The organism is Thiobacillus sp. SCN 63-57, from assembly GCF_001725555.1.
Lineage (GTDB): Bacteria > Pseudomonadota > Gammaproteobacteria > Burkholderiales > Thiobacillaceae > Thiobacillus.
The window spans coordinates 1-16063 of the sequence record NZ_MEGP01000013.1; the positions used below are offsets into that span (position 1 = coordinate 1).

The following is a 16063-nucleotide window of genomic DNA, read 5'->3' on the forward strand; positions in this document are numbered from 1 at the left end:
AGGGCGGACCGGTCGCTGCGATGGTGCCTGCAACAGCGGCCACACCATAGGCTGGGCTGGCGTGCACTACCTACATCTCATCCCATGAGGGCGGAACAATGCGTGAGGCATCTACGCCCTGCGCCTGCAGGCGCTCCTGTTTGTCTGATTGGTCCGAATCGGAACGACACGCGATGCTCCAGCGCGCGCTCGAAACGCTGGGTACAGCGAGAAGCGCTTTGAAATACGGCGTGTCGACATCGGACAGCGAGTGCCCCAGTACACACACCTCCTGAATATTGCGCAGGCGATCAAAGAACTGGTGGTTCCTTTGGATTAACTGCTCGGAGGGTTTGAACGTGGCAGAGAAATAGCCATCGAGGATGCGGTTCGCTTCCATCAACCTCGTGTCGATTTCTTCGATGTCCTCTCGATCATTCAACGATCTTCTAGTCTGAGGATTCCATGCATGTCCCAAGATGAGATCACTATCTTCCTGGTCAGCGTGGATGTGCAGTACGTTTGTGTTTGGCACGCCGTATCGCTCACGGAGAGTGGCGGTGTAATTGAACGTCAAGAAGAGGCCGTTGGTGTTGATCGACCGCAATCGCTTCCCTGCACTGAAACGATTCGGAATCGCGAGCTGCCGTATCCATTTGGCAAACAGGCTTCTGAGCGTCGCCGATAGTCGCTGTACGACTCCTTCGACTTCGTACTGGAAGTCGTGGTGGTACGCATCGCTCCAGTCATCGGCGGCATATGAGACCATGAAGTGATCCATGTCCTCAATGACGCTGTCCACATCAATCGAAGCAAGCGCAGATTCCAGATCGCTCCAGTCCTCATCGGCACCCAGATAGGTTTCCACCGCATCGAACAAATCGTGGTCATGCTCTCGCACGAACGATTTGAATTCTCTATAGCTGGACGGGATGCCGTGCCACAGGTCGAACCCGTTCCCGATCACGTACAGCTTTTTCAGCTTGCTGCTGGTATTGGTCATGCGATGGTGCCAGTCGCTTTCTCGGTGCGGTCGAGCTTTCGGTGAATGAGTGACACTAGCGTCAGGATGTCGAGCGCATCCTGTTCGGACATCGGCCAGTTGGTCTTGGGGGCGTGGGCGAGCGGGTTGCGTATGGCGCCGAATAGGCCGACGAGCAGATTGGCAAAGCCTTTCTGTTCGCTTTTCTCCGACTCGGTGGCGAGCGGCCCGAGAACAAGGACTGGGCTCTGGATAGAAAACGCCTTGTTCACCAACTCGGCACCGTCGGCAGTGAGGCCAGACAGCAAGCGGATGCGCTCGGCAACGCCTTTGGTGGACTCGAACACGGCATGGAAGTAGTTTTCGTCGAGCAGTTCGGCGCGGCAATAGTTGAGTACTTCGGCATGCACGCCGCGGCTTTCCAGCGCTGACTTGAGACGCCCGGCACGGGCGCGTGCGGCGTCCAGCGTCGTGGCTTTGTCGGCATGTGCAACTTTGCCGTCCTCGCGTACGTAGAAGCCAGAGAAGGCGAGCACCACGTTCAATTCGTCGCGCCGCCAGGTGAAGGCTCCGGGATCGCGTGTGTAGTTGACCGGGTCCATCGCGCGGTTGATCAGCATGATCAGGTGGTTACCAATTTGGTGTCTGTTCTGCGCTTTTGCCAGTGCATTGAACAAGCGCTTCCACTTGGTCATTCCCGGTGAGGTATCGGCAATCTTGATTTCCTGCAGAAGCCGCTCGATCTGCGTGCCAGTCAGACCGCGCTCGGTATCGGCCAGTACACGGCAGGCCGCTTCCAGATGCTGCGAGTTGAAAGGCACAATGTGCGTCATGCTTAAAGGCTTGGCGTCGTCACAATGTGCTCAACCGAAGCGGCCGTTGCACCGTGGGTCGACGCTGACCGGTAGCCATCGCCAGGTTGATCTTGCGCTGAACAATACGTAGCACTGCCAGATCGTGATGAAACGCCTTGAAGGCATCGGCGACAACCATATCCTGGAACACGCTCTGCGTCTGCGCGTCGGCAGGCAGCGTGACGATTCCGACAGGAATCTCGCGGGTCCAAGTGCGTGCCGCACGGAATGCCGCCACGATCTGGCCGAAGGTTGGCCAGGCGTGATCGAGATGGGCGTTCTCGAAGTCAATGCGAGCGCCGGTGATCTCGCAGGGCACGCTACCTTGCTCGTCACTGTGCTCATCGAAGAAACGACGCTTGGCAGTTATTAGGTCATCCTGCACAGCAGCGCGGCAGGCATCGTAAAACTCACACGAAAGTCCCTTGGGCTGGCCGTTCACCCCTGAGATATAGCTGAAGTCGGTGGCGGTGCCGTCCGTGCGATGGACCCAGAATGAAGGTGTCGAATACCCGTTGAAGTTGTTGCGCGTGCGAGTGAAGTGATCGATACCCACTCCTGTCTTACTCGGCCCATCGGTGATGGCTTCGTCGTAGCGTTCGAGCAGCGCCACGAGGTCGTCATGGTCGCAGCGATCCTCGACTACTGCGCCATCGGCGTAACGGGCCAGCATGGCCTTGTAGTGAGTTAGCGCGGCTGCTTTCGTTTTCCAGATGCGACCGTTGGATAGAGCAATTGCTATCGCCATGCACGGCGCGGCCTCAGCCGATGGCTAGCTTGACTGGCTTGCCAACGCGGCTGAGCATTTCCACCAGCGTGTCGATGGTGAACTTGGCCGTCTTCTTGTTCACTACATCGGACACGCGCGGACGCGAAACCATCAGAATCTCGGCCGCTTCGGCTTGCTTCAGGTGATGCTCGGCAATCCAGGTCGACAGCTCTTCCATCAGTTGTTGCTTCAGCAATTGGGTGTCGTTGATCTGTTTGCGAGAGGCTGCCTGCAACCGCTTGGCTTCAGCGGGCGCGAAGCCAAGCTCTAGGAAGATATTCGCTCCCGATTTCGTTACATGGCGGATTTCGGTGTCGATCTTCATTTCTGTGCCTTTCTCGCGTTGACCACGGCACGGTATCGCGCCTCGGCAATGCCCTTGTCCTGCTTGCTGGTCGCCTGAGTCTTCTTCTGGAAGCAGTGCAGGATATACACGGCTTCCTCGAACTTGGCGACGTACATCACCCGGTAGATGCCGCTGGTTTCCCGAATGCGGATTTCCTTGGTGCCCGCCCCGACATCATCGAACGGCTTCCAGTCGTCCGGGTCCAAACCAACTTGAACCTTGCCCAACTGGAACCCGGCAGAGCGACGTGGCTCGTCCGGGAATGCCAACAAGTCGTCATAGGTGGAGCCTACCCAGCGAATCTCTTTTTCGTCACTCATCACTCCACCATGTACAAAATTTTATACGCATCAAGGGCACAAGTCAAGCTCTTCAAGAGGGGCGTGCGTTGAGCCGGTGCTCCCGCCGAGTGAATCAATTGCGCAGTCCGTCGGGCACCGTCATGGTCCAGCGCAGTGTCGCGCGGCCTCCTGAAAACGACGTTCGCACACGACTGGCTATGCCCCAGTATGCGGTCCGATTTCGTGGGGCAAATTTGGGGCAATTTGAGCGCCAAACCATGCCCATCTATGCCAATTCGACCTCTGCGATGCGATGGCCGTCCTCCGCCTAACTTGTTGCTGGGAAAGAGAAAAGTCGATCTCTGGCAGCGCATTGAGTCAGTGTCCCAACACAATCGGCGTGTGGGCAGAAGGCTCCTTGGCGATGGACATGGACGGACTGGTGCGTGGATCAGGCCTTGAGTTCGGGCGGCAGGTGCGGGGCGATGACCTGCAGCATCTGGCCGAAGACTTTCGGACTGGCGGCGACGATGTTGCCGGATTCCAGAAAGCCTTCGTTACCCATGAAATTGCCGACCAGTGCCCCGGCTTCCTGTGCGATCAGGCTGCCGGCGGCCAGGTCCCAGGGTTTCAGGTGCATTTCCCAGAAGCCGTCGTAGCGGCCGCATGCCACGTAGGCGAGATCGAGTGCGGCGGAGCCGGGACGGCGCAGGCCGGATGTGGCACGCATCATGTCGCGAAACATGTTGATGTAGGCTTCGGCGAAACTGAAGTCGCGGAAGGGGAAACCGGTACCGATCAGGCATTCGGAGAGTTTGCTGCGCTTGCTGGCGCGAATGCGGCGGTCGTTGAGCATGGCGCCGCGACCACGGGTGGCGGTGAAGAGCTCGTTGCGTGCAGGGTCGTAGACCACGGCCTGGGTGATCTGGCCTTTGTGTCTGAGGGCAATCGAGACGGAATATTGCTGCAGGCCGTGCAGGAAGTTGGTGGTGCCGTCCAGCGGATCGATGATCCACTCGTAGTCCTCGCCATTCTTGGCTTCGGCGGCGCCGGACTCCTCTGCTAAAATTCCATGATTTGGGTAGGCGTCGAGCAGCGTTTCGATGATGGCGCGCTCGGCCATCTGGTCGACCTCGCTGACGTAATCGCGGTCCTGTTTGCTCCGTACGGTGAGCTGGTCGAGGTCGAGTGAGGCGCGATTGATGATCGCCCCGGCTTTGCGAGCGGCTTTCACCGCCGTATTGAGCATGGGATGCATGATGTCTGGCTAGGGATTCAAAGAACGAGCCGCTTATTTTACTTGATGACCACAGCCGATCCTCAACTTCTCGCCAATATTCGTATCGTGCTGACGCGTACCAGCCATCCCGGCAATATCGGCGCGGCAGCCCGGGCGATGAAGACGATGGGCTTGTCCCGGCTGGTGCTGGTCGATCCTGCCGTTTTCCCCAATAGCCAGGCCGATGCCATGGCGTCTGGCGCGGCCGACCTGCTGACACAGGCAAGGGTATGCGCCACGCTGGCCGAAGCACTCGCCGATACCACGCTGGCACTGGGTGTGTCGGCCCGCCGTCGCGACATCGTGTCCGAGGTGTTGACCCCGCCTGAAGCCTCGATTCGCCTGTTGACCGAAGCGCAGGCCGGCCCGGTGGCACTGGTATTCGGCAACGAAACCAGCGGGCTGTCGAACGAGGAGTTGAGCCTGTGCCAAGGACTGGTCACTATCGCGGCCAACCCGGAATACAGCTCGCTCAACCTGGCGGCGGCGGTTCAGGTGCTGAGTTATGAAATCCGTCAGGCCTGGCTGGCGCATGCGAGCTGGCCCCAGCCGGAGTTGGATGCAGCGACGGGCGACGAAATGGAACGTTTCTATGGGCATCTGGAGACCGCATTGGCTGAACTGGCGTTCCTCAATCCCGGTTCGCCCGGCAAGCTGATGTTGAAACTGCGGCGGTTGTTTGCACGGACCCGGCTGGCGAAGGAGGAGGTGAACATCCTGCGCGGCATCCTGACGGCGGCGCAGGAAGCCAAGCAGGGAACAAACGGCGCGCGGAACCACGGCGCTGAATAGTTGACTAAATTACTAGGATAAAGCATTCTCAAGCGCATGAACCTGTTCAGCCAATTCAAGGAAGACATCGCCGTCGTGTTCGACCGGGACCCGGCGGCGCGCACGACCTTCGAAGTCGTCACCACCTACCCGGGTTTCCATGCCATGGTGATCCATCGCCTGGCGAACAAGCTGTGGCGCATGGAGTGGAAATGGCTGGCGCGCTTCACCTCGCACATCGGCCGCTGGCTCACCGGGATCGAGATCCACCCCGGCGCCACCATCGGCCGTCGCGTCTTCATCGACCACGGCATGGGCGTGGTGGTGGGGGAGACGGCGGAAATCGGCGACGACTGCACCCTTTATCACGGTGTGACGCTTGGCGGCACCTCATGGAACAAGGGCAAGCGCCATCCCACCCTGATGCCCGGCGTGGTGGTGGGGGCGGGGGCCAAGATTCTCGGCCCGATCACCATCGGCGCCGGGGCGCGGGTCGGTTCCAACGCCGTGGTGGTGAAAGATGTGCCGGACAATGCGACGGCGGTGGGCATCCCCGCGCGCATTCTGGACAGCGCGGCGGAGAAGCAGCGCAACCAGCAGGCGGAAAAACTCGGGTTTTCCGCCTACGCCATCTCGGCCGACATGAACGACCCGGTGGTGAAGGCGATCCATGGACTGATCGACCATTCGGCCCATATCGATCACCGGCTCGAGCTCATTCTGACGCAGTTGCAGAAGCTCGGCGCCGAAATGCCGCTGGGGCAGGACAAGCCCGACGATTTCGATCCGAATTATTTGAATAAAATAGTTGACTAAATTGCTAAGGTAAGGAATAGTTGACTGAAATGCTCGGGAATTTTATAGTTCGGGCGAAATTTCAGGAGAACGAGTCATGAGATTGACCACCAAGGGCCGTTTCGCCGTCACCGCCATGCTGGATCTGGCCTTGCGCGGCGGCAAGAATCCGGTGACGCTGGCCGGCATCAGCGAACGCCAGGACATATCCCTGTCGTATCTGGAACAGCTTTTCAGCCGTCTGCGCCGGCACGAACTGGTCGAAAGCGTACGTGGCCCAGGCGGAGGCTATTATCTTGCCCGCGCACTCGACGACGTCAGCGTGGCCGACATTATTCGCGCGGTGGATGAACCCATCGACGCGACCCAATGCGGTGGCAAGGAAAACTGCCACGACGAGCACCGCTGTCTGACGCACGACTTGTGGACCGGGCTCAACGCCCATATCTACGATTACCTGGACAACGTGACACTGGCCACGCTGGTGGCCAAGCAGGACGAATGCAAGGACAAGGTCTTGCAGGACCGCCGCACATCGAAGATGACGCTGGCAGCTTGAACGATTCAATCAGGGCAAAACGATGAAGACACTGTATTTCGATTACTCCGCCACCACCCCGGTCGATCCTCGTGTGGCTGAAAAAATGATCCCCTATCTGACCGAACATTTCGGCAATCCGGCATCGCGCTCCCATCCGTTTGGCTGGGAGGCCGAGAAGGCGGTGGAAGACGCGCGTGGACACATCGCCGCGCTGGTGGGTGCCGACCCCAAGGAAATCGTTTTCACATCTGGCGCTACCGAATCGAACAACCTCGCGATCAAGGGTGCCGGCCACTTTTACTCGGCCACCAAGGGCAAGCACATCATTACTGTGCGTACCGAGCACAAGGCCGTGCTCGATACCGTGCGTGAGATGGAACGCCAAGGCTTCGAGGCGACCTACCTGAACGTGAAGGAAAATGGCCTGCTCGATCTGGACGAATTCCGCGCCGCAATCCGCCCGGATACCGTGCTGGCTTCAGTGATGGCGGTCAACAACGAAATCGGTGTAATCCAGGACATCGAAGCGCTCGGCAAGATCTGCCGCGAGAAAGGTGTGGTCTTCCACGTCGATGCCGCACAGGCCACCGGCAAGATGCCGATCGATCTCAGCAAGTTGCCGGTCGACCTGATGTCGTTTTCGGCTCACAAGACCTACGGTCCCAAGGGCATCGGCGCACTATACGTACGTCGCAAGCCGCGGATCCGCCTGGAAGCGCAGATGCATGGCGGCGGCCACGAGCGCGGCATGCGTTCTGGCACGCTGGCGACACACCAGATCGTCGGCATGGGCGAAGCCTTCCGCATCGCTCGCGAAGAGATGGCGACCGAGAACGAGCGCATCCGCATGCTGCGCGACCGCCTGTATGCGGGTCTGAAGGACATCGAGGAAGTGCACCTCAACGGCGACATGGACCAGCGCGTGCCGCACAACCTCAACGTCAGCTTCAACTTCGTCGAAGGCGAGTCGCTGATCATGGCGATCAAGGATCTGGCGGTGTCGTCCGGTTCCGCCTGCACCTCGGCCAGCCTCGAGCCGTCCTATGTGCTGCGCGCCCTGGGCCGCAGCGACGAACTGGCGCACAGCTCGATCCGTTTCTCGATCGGCCGTTTCACCACCGAGGAAGAAGTCGACTACGCCATCAAGCTTCTGCATGAAAAAATCGGCAAGCTGCGCGAACTTTCCCCGCTGTGGGAGATGTTCAAGGAAGGCGTCGATTTGAATTCCGTGCAGTGGGCTGCACATTGATTTGAAGTAAAGGAGAACTACCATGTCCTACAGCGATAAAGTACTCGACCACTATGAAAATCCCCGTAATGTCGGCTCCTTCGGCAAGGAAGACGACGGTGTCGGTACCGGCATGGTCGGCGCGCCCGCCTGCGGCGACGTGATGAAGCTGCAGATCAAGGTCGGCGCCGATGGCCGTATCGAAGACGCCAAGTTCAAGACCTATGGCTGCGGTTCGGCGATCGCCTCATCCTCACTGGTGACCGAGTGGGTCAAGGGCAAGACGCTCGACCAGGCGATGGAAATCAAGAACACGGCCATCGCCGAGGAACTCGCATTGCCGCCAGTCAAGATCCACTGCTCGATCCTGGCCGAGGATGCGATCAAGGCCGCCGTGGCCGACTACAAGCAGAAAAAAGGTCTGGAGTAAGCCATGGCGGTGACCTTGTCCGAGCGCGCAGCGCAACACGTCACCAGTTATCTTGCCAAGCGTGGCAAAGGCGTCGGCATCCGCCTCGGCGTGCGCACCACCGGCTGTTCCGGTATGGCCTACAAGCTGGAATTCGCCGATGAGGTGCCGGAAGGCGACGAGGTGTTCACCAGCCATGGTGTGACCGTGTTCGTCGACCCCAAGAGTCTGGCCTACATCGACGGTACCGAGCTCGACTATGCCCGTGAAGGCCTCAACGAAGGCTTCAAGTTCAACAACCCGAACGTGAAGAACGAGTGCGGCTGCGGCGAATCGTTTAACGTTTGACGTGTAGGTGAGGGGTAAAGGGTGAAGGGTGAGATGGAACGTCAACCCTGCGTCTCACCCCTCACGCCTAACGCCTCGCCTGTCATGGATTTCACCCAGACCCATTTCGAACTGTTCGGCCTGCCAGCGACATATATGCTGGATCGCGCGAAACTTGATGCGGCTTACCGCGAGCTGCAGAACACGGTTCACCCGGACCGGTTCGCCTCACAGCCGGAAGCCGAACAACGGGTGGCGATGCAGTGGGCGACGCAAGTGAACGAGGCGTATCAGACCCTTCGGCACCCAGTGAATCGCGGCGTGTACCTGCTGAAATTACAGGGGATTGATGCGCTCGACGCCAACAACACCAAAATGGCGCCGGCTTTCCTGATGCAGCAGATGGAATGGCGCGAAGCGATCGATGATGTACGTGCCGGGAAAAGCATGGACGTGCTGGATGCCCTGTCAGACGACCTGCATGCAGCGCATCGCCGCATCGAAGCGCAACTGGTCGAATTGATCGACACTGCACACGATTACGCCGGCGCTTCCGAAGCCGTGCGCCAGTTGCGCTTCATGGACAAGCTCATCGCCGAAGTCGGCGACGTGTACGAAGAACTCGAAAGTTAAGACATGGCCCTTTTACAGATTTCCGAACCCGGCATGTCCACCGCCCCACATCAGCACCGGCTGGCGGTCGGTATCGACCTGGGCACGACCAATTCGCTGGTGGCTACGGTGCGTTCGGGGCTGTCTGTCGTGCTGGACGATGAAGCCGGGCATTCGCTGTTGCCTTCGGTTGTGCGCTACCACGCCGATTGCAGCGTGGATGTGGGATATGCCGCTTTGTCCGCGCAGAACCTCGACCCCCACAATACGATCGTGTCGGTCAAGCGCTTCATGGGGCGCGGCCTCGTCGACATCGAGGACATCTCCAGCCTGCCGTATCGCTTTGTCGATGCGCCCGGCATGGTGCAGTTGAAAACGGTCGCTGGTGTGAAAAGTCCGGTCGAAGTGTCGGCCGAAATTCTCAAGGTATTGCGCCAGCGCGCCGAAGCCGTCATGGGCGGCGAGCTCTTGGGCGCGGTGATCACCGTGCCGGCGTATTTCGACGATGCCCAGCGCCAGGCTACCAAGGATGCCGCGCAGCTGGCGGGAATCAATGTCCTGCGTTTGCTGAATGAGCCGACGGCAGCTGCGATCGCCTATGGCCTCGACAATGCATCGGAGGGGGTCTATGCGGTATACGACCTCGGCGGCGGCACGTTCGATATCTCGATTCTGAGGCTCTCCAAAGGTGTGTTCGAGGTGCTGTCCACCAACGGCGACTCGGCACTCGGCGGCGACGATTTCGATCAGCGCGTGTTCTGCTGGATGCTCGAACAGGGCCGTTTTTCACCGTTGTCTGCGGGTGATGCCCGGTTGCTGCTGACCAAGGCGCGCGACGCCAAGGAGGCACTGACGGAACACACCGAGGTACGCGTCACTGCAGTGCTGTCGACTGGCGAGATGATGGATGCGACGTTGACCCAGGCCGAATTCAATGCCATGACAGCCAGCCTCGTCAGCAAGACGCTGGCGCCCACCCGCAAGGCGCTGCGCGACGCAGGACTGACGGCAAGCGAGGTCAAGGGCGTAGTGATGGTCGGCGGGTCGACGCGAACACCGTGCGTGCGTCAGGCCGTGGCCGATTTCTTCAAGCAGACGCCGCTCACCAATCTCGACCCCGACAAGGTCGTCGCGTTGGGCGCCGCCATGCAGGCAGACGTGCTGGCAGGCAACCGTGTCGGCGACGACTGGCTGCTGCTCGATGTCATCCCGCTGTCGCTGGGGCTCGAAACCATGGGCGGGCTGACCGAGAAGGTCATTCCGCGCAACACCACGATTCCGACTGCCCGCGCACAGGATTTCACCACCTTCAAGGATGGCCAGACAGCGATGAGCGTGCATGTCCTGCAAGGCGAACGCGAACTGGCGTCCGACTGCCGCTCGCTGGCGCGCTTCGAACTGCGCGGCATTCCACCGATGGTGGCGGGTGCGGCGCGTATCCGCGTCACCTTCCAGGTCGACGCAGACGGCCTCCTGTCGGTGGCGGCGCGCGAACAGAGCAGCGGGGTGGAAGCCAGCGTGCAGGTCAAGCCGTCGTATGGCCTCGGCGACGAGGACATCACCCGCATGTTGAAGGACGCATTCACCCACGCCAAGGATGATATGTACGCGCGTGCGCTGAACGAACAGATCGTCGATGCGCAGGGCCTGATCGCCGCCACCCGCGCCGCCATGGCAGAAGACGGCGCACTGTTGAATGAAACCGAGACTGCAGCAATAGAAACCAGCATCACCGCCCTTGAAAAACTGATGGCGGGTCCCGACCATCAGGCTATCAAGCGTGGCATCGAAGCGCTGAATGCGGTGACCACAGAATTCGCCCAGCGCCGCATGGACCAGAACGTGCGCCGGGCGATGGCCGGGCAAAAACTGGAAACCTTCGGCTGATCGCCAGACGACTATGTTGAATGCAGATTTTATCGATTCCCTGCGGGTGAGGCTCGAAGCGCATCCGATCTATGCGGCCGTACAGACGCTCGACGACCTGCGTGCGTTCATGCAGCACCACGTCTATTCGGTTTGGGACTTCATGTCGCTGATCAAGTACCTGCAACATCAGGTTGCGCCTGCGCGCTGGCCATGGACGCCGAGCGGTGACGCATCGGTGCAGCGCTTCATCAACGAGCTGGTTCTGGAAGAGGAAACCGATATTGCGATTCCGGGGCAGGAAGGGTTTACCAGCCACTTCATGCTGTATCTCGCCGCCATGCGCGAAATCGGCGCCGACGCCGAGACACCTGGCCGTTTCGTGCAACGGGCCGGTGAGCAGGGTATCGATGCCGCGCTCGCTTCCGGCCTTGCGCCTGCACCATCCGCCGCATTCACCCGTACCACCTTTGACTTCATCGACAGCGGCAAGCCGCATGCCGTCGCTGCCGCGCTGGCGCTGGGGCGCGAACATGTCATCCCTTCGATGTTCCGTGCATTCCTGTCGCGGATGGCCGTAACCGAAACGCAGGCGCCGAGCTTCCATTATTACCTCAACCGCCACGTCCATTTGGATGAGGATTTCCATGCACCGCTGTCGCTGCGCCTGCTTGCCGCCCTATGCGACGGTAAGGCCGACAAATGGCGCGAGGCCGAAATCGCCGCCGAAGCTGCTGTCGCCGCACGCCTGCAATTTTGGGACGGCGTGCTCGCCGCCCTGCCTAGCCAACACTCCAAAGCTGCCTGACCGAGCCCCAGAACCTCACCATGCCCCAACTCATCGTATTGCCCCACGTCGAACTCTGCCCCGAAGGTGCCGTGATCGAAGCCAAACCCGGCGACACCATCTGCGACACGCTGCTTGCAAATGGTGTCGAGATCGAACATGCGTGCGAAAAATCCTGCGCCTGTACCACCTGCCACGTCATCGTGCGCGAAGGCTTCAATTCGCTGGAGGCTTCCTCCGAAGAAGAGGATGATCTGCTCGATAAAGCCTGGGGACTCGAACCACAGTCCCGGCTATCCTGCCAGGCGCGCGTGAGTGGCAGCGACCTGGTGATCGAAATTCCCAAATACACCATCAATATGGTCAAGGAAGGACATTGATATGAAGTGGACGGACTCCCTCGACATTGCCATCGAACTCGCCGAGGCCCACCCCGAAATCGACCCGCGCACCATCCGCTTTACCGACCTGCATAACTGGGTGATGGAGCTGCCGGATTTCGACGACGATCCCAATCATTCCGGCGAAAAGATCCTCGAAGCGATCCAGATGGCATGGATTGACGAAGTGAGTTGAGGGAAGTCCAAAGATGGCCAGCTGGAATGCGCAATGAAAAGGGGGCTTGATGCCCCTTTTCATTGGGCTGGATTGTTTCGGAAAGGCATCAGAACTTGAAGACCAGCCCGGCGGAAATCAGGTCAACGTCGGCTTCACCTGTGCCACCATTAAAGGCCGGACTCCCCGCTTCAAAGTAGGTTCACATTCCATGCGGAGCCCTACCGACTGGGTGAAGTTGTACTGTGCATCCAGCCCGAGAGACCAAACGACGTCAGTGTCTTCTGCATTGCCGCTGGCGCCGGCAACAGCGCCACTGACATCGGTCTTCAGAAAATTCATGCCGCCACGGGCGAGCAGGGTGAAGCTCGGGTTCAACGCATACGTTCCGAGCAGTTGCATGGTCACGCCGTGGGTTTCTCGTGTGCCAGTCGGCGCGCTGTAGTCGACTGTTCCCAAATCGACATAGCCAACTTCCATGGAAATGTATTCATTCACTTCCAGACCACCGTATGCTTTCCAGCCGATGTCTGATTTATCGCATGTACCCGTGATGCAGGAATCCGTAGTGGATTGTCCTGCGCTTGCGCCGACATAGTCGGTCCCTGCGCGCATTCGGGAATTGACTTAAACGTACGGGATAACTACTGGAGTTTTTGGTCTTCCCGTTTGGCTTCCGCCATGGCTTCGGGCTCCAGTTCTTCGGCAGAACGATTCAGCCGGATGAAGACTCCCCAGCCAGCCAGAATGACGCCGACGGAAAACAGGATGCTTGCTGCATAAGGCAACTGTGCAGGATCCTCGTGCAGGGCCTTGAAGGTTGCGACCAGTCCTTCGATAGCGAGTGCGACCACGACGACGACAAAGAATCGGGATAGGAAACGCCTGACGCGGGTCGGGGCGCTGATATGGGCCGCGCGAATGACTTCTTCTTCGGCAATGGTCTGAGCGATTTGCAGGGCGACCACGGCGGCGGCAAGCAGGCCGACTGCTTCAATGATTTCCTGGGCTGCCGCCTGATCCAGTCCCGAGGTGAACGCGGCCCACCCCATGTGCGCTGCGACCACGACGAGCATGAGGGCTGCGCAGGCAAAAAGGACGGCCATGAGTCCGTGGATGATTGCAAATGCCCGCATGATGGCCTTCATCAAAATATCATGGCACATAAACCGGTAGGACGCGAAGCCTGATTGCGGCATTCCAGTTCAGGAAGCGCGGACGGGGTGCGGGATGTCTAAAGCCTGATGGCGGATTGCGGGTGTGGCTAGCCGGATGCCGTGCTTTTCTAGCGCATCGGGAACAGGCGTGATCATGCGGAACATGATCCGGAGAGGACCTGCCGGTAGTGTGATCACTGCCGGCAGGTTGCATCGGTTCGGGGCGCAGGGGCAGAACGGCCTCACCTCTGCGCAGTGAGCGCGTTATTTTTTAAGCTGTGGCTGATCCAGATAACGTACATCCTTTACCGAAAGCGGAAGGGGGTTGATGTATTTGTATCCCTTGCCTTGGTAATAGGCGATTTCCGGGAAGCCTGCCGGAACCACCGTGACGAATCCGTGCATGTCCTCTGCACTGAAGCCAGCAGCCTTCATCGCGTTGTTACACATCTTGAATTCGACACCATCCTTTGCCAGTTCCGCCATCTTGTCCATGATCCCCTGGTATTTCGGGTAATTTTCCTTGGCGAAGGCGCGTAACTCAGGTCCGTGGGTAACCACCACGACTTTGCCCTGGGTGATCTTCTGCGTATTCTTGATGAAGTTGTAAAGAATGTTCAACTTCTGCGGGTCTTCATAGTTCACGTCAAATACCACGTCCGTGACCGGCATCGTGTGCATGTCGACTTTGGCGGTGCCGTACGGTGCGAATTCCTCCGCGTGCGCCATATAGGCAGCGGGTAAAGCGAGGAACAAGGCTAAGGCCGCAATCTTGGGGGTGAATTTCATACTCGTGTCTCCTTGAATTGTTAGTTGAACAAGCCGGGGCAAGGGGTGAATTACCTGGCTCCGTTTGGCCGTTTTGTACGGCTTTCCATTTCGCGCAGCCACCGCTTCAGATACGCGGCTTCACGCAAAATCTGCTCCGATTCGCCGAGCGAGTTGGCGATCAGACTGATTCCCTGCAAGGCTGCAATCAGGTGCAGCGCCAGTGTCTTGGCATCGCGACTGCATCCCATCAGACGGAATTGGGCTTCGCACCAGGCGAGCAGGAGCTGGAAGGGCCGCGCCGCCTCCGCGCTCATGGGACCGCGTCCTTTGGCAAGTTCGTAGCACAGGCTGCCCACCGGGCAGCCGAACTCCGTATCACTTTCCCGCTCGTCGACCCAGACGCCCACCAGCGCCTCAAGGCGTAACCGGGGGTTTGGCTGCTCGGCCTGTTTCTCCAGAAAGCCATTCAATTCGGTTACCCGGCGTTCCACGACGGCACGCGCGATGTCTTCGCGTGCCTGAAAGTAGTAATAAATGCTTCCAAGCGGGATGCCGGCCTCGGCCGAGATGTCCGCAAGCGTGGTTTTGACGAAACCGTTGCGATAGACCAGTTCAGCGGCCGTCTTGATCAGATGCTGGCGCTTGTCATGTGTGCGTGTCTGCTGGTTCATGGCTCAAATAGTAAGTTATCTAACTTACAAAATATAACCTACTTTCCTACCATGAGGCTCGCGTGGTGGATGGCTTGCCGGGTACGACTCCCCCTGTCGTAAGCCCGATCGGCCGGAGGGATGAGCGGGCACGTGACTCCGGAAATGGGAGAAGGGCGATAATGCAATCCGAACGCCTCCTGCCCGTTAGCACACCATCACCTGGCAGGGACTGGAAGCGATAGGGAGAAGGAGCGTGTCCCGTACGAAAAGCCGCCGGCCCATGGGCTAAAAACCCGTTTCGCTTCGTGCTAGACTGCCCCAAAATTTGAGGCAAGCATGGCTGAGGAGACAGACCTTTCCCGTACCGAACCAGCAAGTCCGCGACGCCTGCAACAGGCGCGCAGCGCGGGCGACGTGCCGCGTTCCGCCGAACTCACGGCGTGGGCCGTGTTGTTGTCGGCGCTGGGCATGCTGGGCTGGTTGGCACCGCGTCTGCTCAATGCCTTGCAGGTGTTGACCGAAGTGGCATTCATTCATGCCGCGCAGCCGCTTTCCCCAATATTCATCCAGGCTGCCTGGGCGGCGCTCTGGGCCGTACTGCCGGTACTGGGCGTCATCTTTGCCGCTGCCTTGGTGGCCCCCATCCTGCTCTCGGGCTGGGTGTTCGCCCCGCAGGCCGCCCAGGCCGATCTCACACGCGCCAATCCTTTCAAACCGTTCGCTCGCCTGTTTTCCGTTGAATCCCTGTTCGACGGATCGTTGGTGTTGTTGAAGCTGGCGCTCGCCGCTGCAGCGGTGGGCTGGGTGCTGACGAGCGGTTGGTCGGGATTGCACAGCCTGACCCGTAGCGAAATGAGCGTCGCGCTCGATGCGACGGCCGCCTGGGTGGGCCGCGGGGTACTGATGTTGGCGGCGACGCTGACACTGGCGGCGGCGGCAGATGCCGGCTGGCGCTGGTGGCGCTATCTGCGTCGCCATGCGATGACCTGGCAGGAAGTATTGGCCGAGGCCCGTGAATCCGAGGTGAACCCCGAAGTACGGGCACGCGTGCGCGGCCGTCAGCAGCAGGCCGGCCAGCGCGTTGACGAGGTGATTGGGTGA

Annotated in this window: 22 protein-coding genes; 12 read left to right on the forward strand and 10 right to left on the reverse strand. The window is 59.5% G+C overall.

Annotated features, from left to right (window positions below; genetic code table 11):
- Nucleotides 1–70: 70 nt before the first annotated feature.
- The 6 genes from ABT23_RS05685 to ABT23_RS05710 form a co-directional block, all read right to left on the reverse strand.
- A complete protein-coding gene (locus ABT23_RS05685; protein ID WP_296632411.1) occupies nucleotides 71–982 on the reverse strand; it encodes a bacteriophage abortive infection AbiH family protein in 912 nt (303 codons plus the stop codon).
- Complete coding sequence (locus ABT23_RS05690) at nucleotides 979–1794, reverse strand: TIGR02391 family protein (protein ID WP_296632413.1); 816 nt, start codon at nucleotides 1792–1794, stop codon at nucleotides 979–981. Before ABT23_RS05690 ends, ABT23_RS05685 begins: the two co-directional genes overlap by 4 nt.
- 19 nt (nucleotides 1795–1813) lie before the next feature.
- Nucleotides 1814–2563, reverse strand: coding sequence for a DCL family protein (locus ABT23_RS05695; RefSeq protein ID WP_296632417.1), 750 nt, complete (start codon nucleotides 2561–2563; stop codon nucleotides 1814–1816).
- A gap of 13 nt (nucleotides 2564–2576) precedes the next feature.
- On the reverse strand, nucleotides 2577–2909 hold the full coding sequence (locus ABT23_RS05700; RefSeq protein ID WP_296632420.1) for an XRE family transcriptional regulator: 333 nt from the start codon (nucleotides 2907–2909) through the stop codon (nucleotides 2577–2579).
- Nucleotides 2906–3250, reverse strand: coding sequence for a type II toxin-antitoxin system RelE/ParE family toxin (locus tag ABT23_RS05705; protein ID WP_296632422.1), 345 nt, complete (start codon nucleotides 3248–3250; stop codon nucleotides 2906–2908). Before ABT23_RS05705 ends, ABT23_RS05700 begins: the two co-directional genes overlap by 4 nt.
- Nucleotides 3251–3662: 412 nt before the next feature.
- The gene (locus ABT23_RS05710) at nucleotides 3663–4469 is read right to left on the reverse strand and encodes an inositol monophosphatase family protein (protein WP_296632425.1); all 807 of its coding nucleotides are present in this window, start codon (nucleotides 4467–4469) and stop codon (nucleotides 3663–3665) included.
- 45 nt (nucleotides 4470–4514) lie between these two features.
- Between ABT23_RS05710 and ABT23_RS05715 the strand changes: the two genes are divergently transcribed.
- The 11 genes from ABT23_RS05715 (at nucleotide 4515) to iscX (ending at nucleotide 12402) form a co-directional block, all read left to right on the forward strand.
- Nucleotides 4515–5282 carry an RNA methyltransferase gene (locus ABT23_RS05715; RefSeq protein WP_296632772.1) on the forward strand — a complete coding sequence of 256 codons (768 nt, stop codon included), beginning with the start codon at nucleotides 4515–4517 and terminating at the stop codon, nucleotides 5280–5282.
- Between the two features lie 36 nt (nucleotides 5283–5318).
- Nucleotides 5319–6077: a serine O-acetyltransferase gene (gene cysE / locus ABT23_RS05720; protein ID WP_296632427.1), complete on the forward strand. Its 759-nt coding sequence runs from the start codon at nucleotides 5319–5321 to the stop codon at nucleotides 6075–6077.
- A gap of 76 nt (nucleotides 6078–6153) precedes the next feature.
- The gene (gene iscR / locus ABT23_RS05725; RefSeq protein WP_296632429.1) at nucleotides 6154–6615 is read left to right on the forward strand and encodes a Fe-S cluster assembly transcriptional regulator IscR; all 462 of its coding nucleotides are present in this window, start codon (nucleotides 6154–6156) and stop codon (nucleotides 6613–6615) included.
- A gap of 22 nt (nucleotides 6616–6637) precedes the next feature.
- Complete coding sequence (locus ABT23_RS05730) at nucleotides 6638–7846, forward strand: IscS subfamily cysteine desulfurase (RefSeq protein WP_296632432.1); 1209 nt, start codon at nucleotides 6638–6640, stop codon at nucleotides 7844–7846.
- Nucleotides 7847–7868: 22 nt separating this feature from the next.
- Nucleotides 7869–8255, forward strand: coding sequence for a Fe-S cluster assembly scaffold IscU (gene iscU, locus ABT23_RS05735; protein ID WP_018508342.1), 387 nt, complete (start codon nucleotides 7869–7871; stop codon nucleotides 8253–8255).
- Nucleotides 8256–8258: 3 nt separating this feature from the next.
- Nucleotides 8259–8582, forward strand: a complete 324-nt coding sequence (iscA, locus tag ABT23_RS05740; RefSeq protein ID WP_296632435.1) for an iron-sulfur cluster assembly protein IscA — start codon at nucleotides 8259–8261, stop codon at nucleotides 8580–8582.
- 33 nt (nucleotides 8583–8615) lie between these two features.
- Nucleotides 8616–9194, forward strand: a complete 579-nt coding sequence (hscB, locus tag ABT23_RS05745; protein WP_296632441.1) for a Fe-S protein assembly co-chaperone HscB — start codon at nucleotides 8616–8618, stop codon at nucleotides 9192–9194.
- 3 nt (nucleotides 9195–9197) lie between these two features.
- Complete coding sequence (hscA, locus tag ABT23_RS05750) at nucleotides 9198–11060, forward strand: Fe-S protein assembly chaperone HscA (RefSeq protein WP_296632456.1); 1863 nt, start codon at nucleotides 9198–9200, stop codon at nucleotides 11058–11060.
- Nucleotides 11061–11073: 13 nt separating this feature from the next.
- Nucleotides 11074–11847 (forward strand): DUF3050 domain-containing protein, encoded by a 774-nt coding sequence (locus ABT23_RS05755; RefSeq protein ID WP_296632458.1) that lies wholly within the window; start codon nucleotides 11074–11076, stop codon nucleotides 11845–11847.
- A gap of 20 nt (nucleotides 11848–11867) precedes the next feature.
- Nucleotides 11868–12206 (forward strand): ISC system 2Fe-2S type ferredoxin, encoded by a 339-nt coding sequence (gene fdx / locus ABT23_RS05760; RefSeq protein WP_296632460.1) that lies wholly within the window; start codon nucleotides 11868–11870, stop codon nucleotides 12204–12206.
- Nucleotides 12202–12402, forward strand: a complete 201-nt coding sequence (gene iscX / locus ABT23_RS05765) for a Fe-S cluster assembly protein IscX (RefSeq protein WP_026240815.1) — start codon at nucleotides 12202–12204, stop codon at nucleotides 12400–12402. The genes fdx and iscX overlap by 5 nt, the downstream gene beginning before the upstream one ends.
- A gap of 117 nt (nucleotides 12403–12519) precedes the next feature.
- Here the strand turns inward: iscX and ABT23_RS05770 are convergent, their stop codons facing one another.
- The 4 genes from ABT23_RS05770 to ABT23_RS05785 all read right to left on the reverse strand — a co-directional run bounded on the left by ABT23_RS05770 (nucleotide 12520) and on the right by ABT23_RS05785 (nucleotide 14980).
- Nucleotides 12520–12996, reverse strand: a complete 477-nt coding sequence (locus ABT23_RS05770; RefSeq protein ID WP_296632462.1) for an outer membrane beta-barrel protein — start codon at nucleotides 12994–12996, stop codon at nucleotides 12520–12522.
- A 29-nt stretch (nucleotides 12997–13025) separates the two neighbouring features.
- Nucleotides 13026–13529 carry a hypothetical protein gene (locus ABT23_RS05775; protein WP_296632463.1) on the reverse strand — a complete coding sequence of 168 codons (504 nt, stop codon included), beginning with the start codon at nucleotides 13527–13529 and terminating at the stop codon, nucleotides 13026–13028.
- Nucleotides 13530–13802: 273 nt separating this feature from the next.
- A complete protein-coding gene (locus ABT23_RS05780) occupies nucleotides 13803–14327 on the reverse strand; it encodes a DsrE family protein (RefSeq protein ID WP_296632465.1) in 525 nt (174 codons plus the stop codon).
- Nucleotides 14328–14377: 50 nt separating this feature from the next.
- A complete protein-coding gene (locus tag ABT23_RS05785; protein WP_296632467.1) occupies nucleotides 14378–14980 on the reverse strand; it encodes a TetR/AcrR family transcriptional regulator in 603 nt (200 codons plus the stop codon).
- 318 nt (nucleotides 14981–15298) lie between these two features.
- On the opposite strand from ABT23_RS05785, the gene ABT23_RS05790 reads away from it, so the two are divergent.
- Nucleotides 15299–16063, forward strand: a complete 765-nt coding sequence (locus ABT23_RS05790; protein ID WP_296632469.1) for an EscU/YscU/HrcU family type III secretion system export apparatus switch protein — start codon at nucleotides 15299–15301, stop codon at nucleotides 16061–16063.